The organism is Saccharopolyspora sp. NPDC002686 (assembly GCF_040295745.1).
In the GTDB taxonomy this organism is placed as follows: domain Bacteria; phylum Actinomycetota; class Actinomycetes; order Mycobacteriales; family Pseudonocardiaceae; genus Saccharopolyspora; species Saccharopolyspora oryzae.
Genome location: NZ_JBEOVY010000443.1, coordinates 1 through 5,521, shown reverse-complemented (window position 1 = coordinate 5,521; position 5,521 = coordinate 1). Strand labels below are relative to the sequence as shown.

6 protein-coding genes are annotated in these 5,521 nt (G+C 70.1%); 2 read left to right on the top strand and 4 right to left on the bottom strand.

What is annotated here, in order from left to right; genetic code table 11:
- Positions 1-33: 33 nt before the first annotated feature.
- Both ABTZ89_RS35015 and ABTZ89_RS35010 read right to left on the bottom strand, forming a co-directional pair.
- Positions 34-504, bottom strand: coding sequence for a YbaK/EbsC family protein (locus ABTZ89_RS35015; protein ID WP_270953368.1), 471 nt, complete (start codon positions 502-504; stop codon positions 34-36).
- Between the two features lie 72 nt (positions 505-576).
- Entirely contained in the window at positions 577-1,179 is a 603-nt protein-coding gene (locus ABTZ89_RS35010; RefSeq protein WP_351053036.1) for a class I SAM-dependent methyltransferase, read from the bottom strand.
- A 515-nt stretch (positions 1,180-1,694) separates the two neighbouring features.
- Between ABTZ89_RS35010 and ABTZ89_RS35005 the strand changes: the two genes are divergently transcribed.
- Positions 1,695-2,891 (top strand): MFS transporter, encoded by a 1,197-nt coding sequence (locus ABTZ89_RS35005; protein WP_351053033.1) that lies wholly within the window; start codon positions 1,695-1,697, stop codon positions 2,889-2,891.
- Between the two features lie 67 nt (positions 2,892-2,958).
- Here the strand turns inward: ABTZ89_RS35005 and ABTZ89_RS35000 are convergent, their stop codons facing one another.
- Complete coding sequence (locus tag ABTZ89_RS35000; protein ID WP_270953371.1) at positions 2,959-4,143, bottom strand: cytochrome P450; 1,185 nt, start codon at positions 4,141-4,143, stop codon at positions 2,959-2,961.
- A 33-nt stretch (positions 4,144-4,176) separates the two neighbouring features.
- The gene (locus ABTZ89_RS34995; protein WP_270953372.1) at positions 4,177-4,866 is read right to left on the bottom strand and encodes a TetR/AcrR family transcriptional regulator; all 690 of its coding nucleotides are present in this window, start codon (positions 4,864-4,866) and stop codon (positions 4,177-4,179) included.
- A gap of 203 nt (positions 4,867-5,069) precedes the next feature.
- Here ABTZ89_RS34995 and ABTZ89_RS34990 point away from each other — a divergent pair, with 203 nt between their 5' ends.
- Complete coding sequence (locus ABTZ89_RS34990) at positions 5,070-5,264, top strand: antitoxin (RefSeq protein ID WP_270953373.1); 195 nt, start codon at positions 5,070-5,072, stop codon at positions 5,262-5,264.
- The last annotated feature ends 257 nt before the right edge of the window (positions 5,265-5,521 follow it).

Genomic DNA, 5,521 nt, shown 5'->3' with positions numbered 1-5,521 from the left:
AAATTGCGGAAGCCGGGACGGGACCCCCTGCGGTCAGGGCTTTTCGACCTCGGCGGGGAGGCCGTTGGTGATGCGGACGAGCTCGTCGAAGGTCGTGGGGAACATGGCGTGCTTGGTGCCCGCGCCCGCCCAGACCACGGGGTGGTCGGCGAGCATCCGGTCCACGACCGTGCGGATCTGCCGGGGGTGGCCGACCGGGCCGACTCCGCCGACCGGCTGGCCGGTGGCCTCCTGCACGAACTCCGGGGTGGCGCGGCGGATCTTGCCCACGCCGAGGAGTCGCGCGACGTGCTTGGTGTCCACCCGGTGCGCGCCGCTGGCGATGATCAGCAGCGGCTCGTCGTCGGCGGTGAAGACGAGGCTGTTGGCGATCGCGCCGACCTCGCAGCCGAGCTGTTCGGCGGCCGCGGCGGCGGTCGGCACCTCGGTGGTGAACTCGACGACCTGACCGGGCACGTCCAACCCGCGGAGGCAGGCGGAGAAGGTGTCGGTGGCATTGCTCATGCCGCGCAGAATCCCCCAAGCCGAGCCGCCGGAACAACTCAATTGCCGCGCGAGACCCGGTCGGGTAGCGGTTCAGCCCTGGCGCCGGGCCTTCAGGACGACGTCGTGGACGTGGTGGGTGCCCGGCGGCGCGGGAGCAGTGCGCGGTCGGGTCTCGTCGATCAGGACGGTCCAGCTGTCGTCGAGGAGCGCGACGACGTCCTCGGGACGGTAGAAGTCGTCGGGGTCGAAGTCGCGTTCCTGGTCCGGCGGCAGGTCCGCGGGGTCGTGGCTGGCGAACAGCAGGGTGCCGCCCGGTGCGACGGCGGACAGCAGGCCGCGCAGCGCGGAGTGGCCCGGCTGCTGCAGGAGCGGGAAGTACTGGACGTTGACCAGGTCGAACGAGTCCGCCGGTGGTGGCGTGGTGGTCGGGTCGCCGTGCTGCCACGCGACGCGGTCGGCGAGGTCCGCGCTGGTCCGGGCGGCGCGCTCCAGGGCGACCCGGGAGATGTCGACCCCGGTGACGCACCAGCCGCGCCGGGCCAGCCAGAGCGCATCGGCGCCTTCGCCGCACCCCACGTCGAGCGCCTGCCCGGGCGGCAGGTCGCTCGCCTCGGCGACGAGCACCCCGTTCGGGTTGCCGCTGAAGAGCTGGTCGCGGCTGCGGTACCTCTCGTCCCAGAACTGCTCGTCCACGTTTCCCCATCTCCGTCGTTCCGGTCTGCCACCAACTTGCCCGTGTGAGCGGCGGGTCGACAAAGTTCTTTGCGGGAACCGCAAAGGAGGACGGCGACGCCGACGGCCAGCCGGCCGAACTCCTGGGCCCACTTCGAGGCCGTCGTTCGTGCGGCGGAATGAAAACCCAAGTGGGGAAAGGGAATTCGCCGCCCTGCTCGATCGGGTCAACGAGCGTCCAGGGCGCAGTCACTGCGCGTTGCTTGTGATCCGGGACACGGCTGTTAACACCGCTCGGGGCTCGATCGAAATCCCGGGTGCGGCCCGGTTGTGGCCGTTGTTCCACCTGACACCGAGAACGGGTCTGGTCTTCTTGGCCGTCCGCAGTTGCAGGGTCATCCCCAACCGAACACATCGCACCGCTGACCCCGTCATGCCCTGACGAGGTCGCGGATCCCCCAGCTCCACGCGATCGACCCCCGGGTCGTCGTGCGATTCGTGCTGCCCTGCCCACCCCGCCATCCCGAGGGACGCCAATGCAATTCCGGCTCCTGGTGCTCGCCGTCGGCACCTTCGTCATCAACACCGGGTCGTACCTGGTCGCCGGGGTGCTCCCGGCCATCGCCGCGCACGTCGGTGTGCCGGTCACGACGGCCGGCCAGCTGGTCACCGTGCACGCCCTCACCTACGCCATCAGCGCCCCGGTCCTGTCCACTGTGGTCGGTAAGTGGGAGCGCCGGAAGCTGCTGTGGCTGTCGCTGGGACTGTTCGTGGTGGGCAACATCGCCACCGCGCTCGCACCGGACTTCGGCACCCTCACCGCGGCGCGCGTGGTGGGCGCGCTGGGCGCGAGCCTGTTCACCCCGACCGCGGTGGTGATCGCCGCCGATCTCGTGTCGCTGGACCGCCGCGGCCGCGCGGTGTCGGTGGTGCTCGCCGGGCTGACCTTGGCCACGGTGATCGGTGTGCCGCTGGGCGTGCTGCTGGAGGGATCCCTGGGCTACCAGGCGCTGTTCTGGATGATCGCGGGGCTCGGCGTGCTCGCCTCGACCGCGCTGCTGGCGCTGCCGCCGGTCCCGGCGCCGCCGGCGATGCGGGTCCGCGAGCGGGTGTCGGTGCTGCGCAACAAGGCCGTCGGTTGGGTGCTGGTGGTCTCGATGCTCGCGTCCCTCGCCGACTTCGCCGCTTACACCTACGCCTCGCCGATGCTGTCCGCGCTGACCGGCGCGGGCGCGGGAACGCTCGGCGTGCTGCTGTTCGTCTACGGCGTCGCGGGTGCGATGGGCAACGCCGTGGTCGGCCGGATCACCGACCGCTTCGGTTCGAGCGTCGGCATCGTGGGATCGCTGCTGCTGCTCACCGCGGGGCTGGCGTTCCTGCCGCTCGCGGGCGGTTCGCTGGTGGCCACCGGGGCGCTGCTGGTGCTGTGGGGGCTCGGCGGCTGGGGGATCATGCCGGCCGTCCAGCACCGGCTGATCTCGCTGACCCCGACCGGCGCCGCGGTGGTGATCGCGTTCAACTCCTCCGCGCTCTACCTGGGCATGGGCCTCGGCGGGATCACCGGCGGTGCGGTCGCCGCGCAGTGGGGCTGGTGGGCGCTGGGCCCGGCATCGGCCGTCGTCGCCGTCCTCGCCCTCGGCCTGTTCTGGCGGATGCCGACCACCCCGGCCGCGGAGCCGGTCGCGATTCCGGCGCAGGCAACCGCGACCGAGCACGAGGCCGTGCCGGCGTGACCCGGAGCGAACGGACCGTTCGCGCCATCTGGCGAGGCGAACGGTCCGTTCGCTCCACCCCCGAAGCTCAGAGCAGCAGCGGGAGCTTGTTCACCCCGGTCATGGTCGGAGCGGGCATGAACTCCGGCGGCGCAGCCGGATCGGTCCGCAGGTCGGGGAACCGGTCCAGCAGGATGTTCAGCGCCACCCGCCCTTCCAGCCGGGCCAGCGGTGCGCCCAGGCAGAAGTGGATGCCCCGGCCGAAGGCGATCTGCGGGTTCGGATCCCGGGTCACGTCGAAGACGTCCGGGTTCTCGAACTCCCGGGGATCGCGGTTGGCCGCCGCGACCCACATCAGCACCACCTGATCAGCGGGGATGATCTGCCCGCCCAGCTCCGTGTCCTTCCACGTCGCCCGCGAGACGGCCGCGAACGGGCTGAAGAAGCGCAGCGACTCCTCGATCGCCTTGGGCACCAGCGACCGGTCGGCCCGCACCTTCGCGAGCTGCTCCGGGTGCGCGTCCAAGCACAGGACCGTGTTGCCCAGCAGCATCGTCGTGGTGATGTGCCCGGCGATGAGCAGCACCATCGCGAAGTTGGCCACCTCGCCGTCGGTGAGCCGCACCCCGTCGACCTCGGCCTCGACCAGCTTGGTCAGCAGGTCCTCCCGCGGTTGCTCCCGCCGTTCCTGGGCGTGCGAGATCAGGTAGTCCGACAGCTCCTGGACCTGCTCCATGGCCCGGGCGAAGTACTCCTCCTGCTCCTTGCTCCGGGCCTTGAGCGTGACCTTGTTGGTGCTGTTGAACATCGCGTCGACCCACTTCTTGAACAGCCCGCGGTCGCTGCTCGGCACGCCCAGCAGCTCGGCGATCACGATCACCGGCAGCGGGTAGGCCAGGTCCGCGACCAGCTCGGTCCGGTCGGAGACCGCGTCGAGCAGCTCGTTGGTGAGCCCGGCGATGCGGGGTTCGAGGTCCGCGACGACCTTCGGCGTGAACGCGTGGCTGACCAGCTTGCGCAGCTTGTTGTGGTCCGGCGGGTCCATCTGCACGAGGTTGCCCTCGCTGGAGAACTGCCTGCCCAGGTCGGGGATGAGGCGCTGGGTGTTGGAGGAGAAGGTGCTGTGGTCGCTCAGCGCCTGCACGATCTCGGGGTAGCCGTAGACGTTCCAGAGCCCGGCATCCGGATCGTGCTGCACGGGCTGGTCGGGGTGCACGCCGCGCAGCCAGAACTGCGCTTCGTTGATTCCCCAGGTGTCGGCGAGGGTCGTCATCTGTTGCCCCTTTCCGTGGATCGAGCGGTGGGATCAGCCCCGCTCGGACTCCGGGTCGGCGTATATCCGCTCCCGGTAGGACGTGTTCAGCTCGTCGAACAGGTCGGCGATCTCGGCCGCGGCCGAGGCCAGCGAGTCGGGGTCGGGGTCGACGTCGGGTTCGAAGGCGTGCTGGACGGTGTGCGCCAGGACGTCCGCCGCGGCCTCGTCGTCCAGCGTCGCCAGGCCCGGCTTGATCGAGCCCATGGTGTAGAAGCCGGTGGTGGTCGCGTTGATCGCGTAGACCAGGTGCGGGACGTCGTCGCGCACCAGGCCGTGCTTGCCGACCAGCGCGAAGTAGCGGTCGGTGATCTGCTGCTCCCTGGCCCGCGCGGGGGAGTCGGCGAGGCTTCCGAGCAGCTCCGCGTCCGCGGTGACCAGCGCGCGCAGCAGCGGGCGGCGTTGGGTGGCGAGGAACGCGGTGCGCAGGAACCGGTGCGGTTGGATCTCCCGCGGATCGCGCCGCAGGTCGGCCGCCAGCTCGTCGATCAGCTCCGCCGACGCGCGCAGGATCAGTGCTTCGAACAGCCGCTCCTTGGTGCGCCAGTGCAGGTAGACGGTGCCCTTGCCGATGCCGGCCTGGCGGGCGACGTCCTCGATGGTCACCTTCCGGTAGCCCAGCCGGATCATCAGCTCACCGGCTGCGTCGAGGATGCGGTCGGCTCGTTCGGTCGGTTGCGGCACCGGCACCTCCGTTGACTCCGTGACCGGATTTGAAATCTGGTCATCCGGTCATGGGCAACGGTAGACCTGCGCTCAGCGCTCGGCAAGATCGCTCGAACGTGTTAACGCGATCCTGATGCTCTGCGGGTCCCGCGCGTCGGGCTTAGGTTCGGCGAGGCGGTGCGTAGCCCGAGGACTTATCCCGCAACCCCGAAGGGAGCACCATGGGTATCGGCGACTTCGCGGACAAGATGAAAGACCTGGGCAAGGAGCACGGGGACAAGATCGGCCAGGGGCTCGACGCGGCCGCGGACAAGGCCAAGGAGAAGTTCGGCCACGAGGGCGAGATCGACCAGGCCGTCGAGAAGGGCAAGGAGTTCCTCGGCGGCGAGTCGAAGCCGGAACCCGGCCAGCAGTAGACAGCAGAACATCGCCGCCCGACCCACGCTGCGGCACGGGACCTGGTGAGGGCCGTCCCGGTGCGGCAGTGGTCGGAGCGGATCATGGAGAGGCCGCCCCACGCACAGGGCGGCCTCTCTTCGTGCCCGGAACCCCCACCCGATCAGGCGCAGATCCTTCAGTCCGTCCTGAACGCAGTTTCAATTGAAACTGTGATCCGCCGTGCCTGGGATCCGCAGTTTCAATTGAAACTGCAGTCCCACCGGCGTGTCGGGAC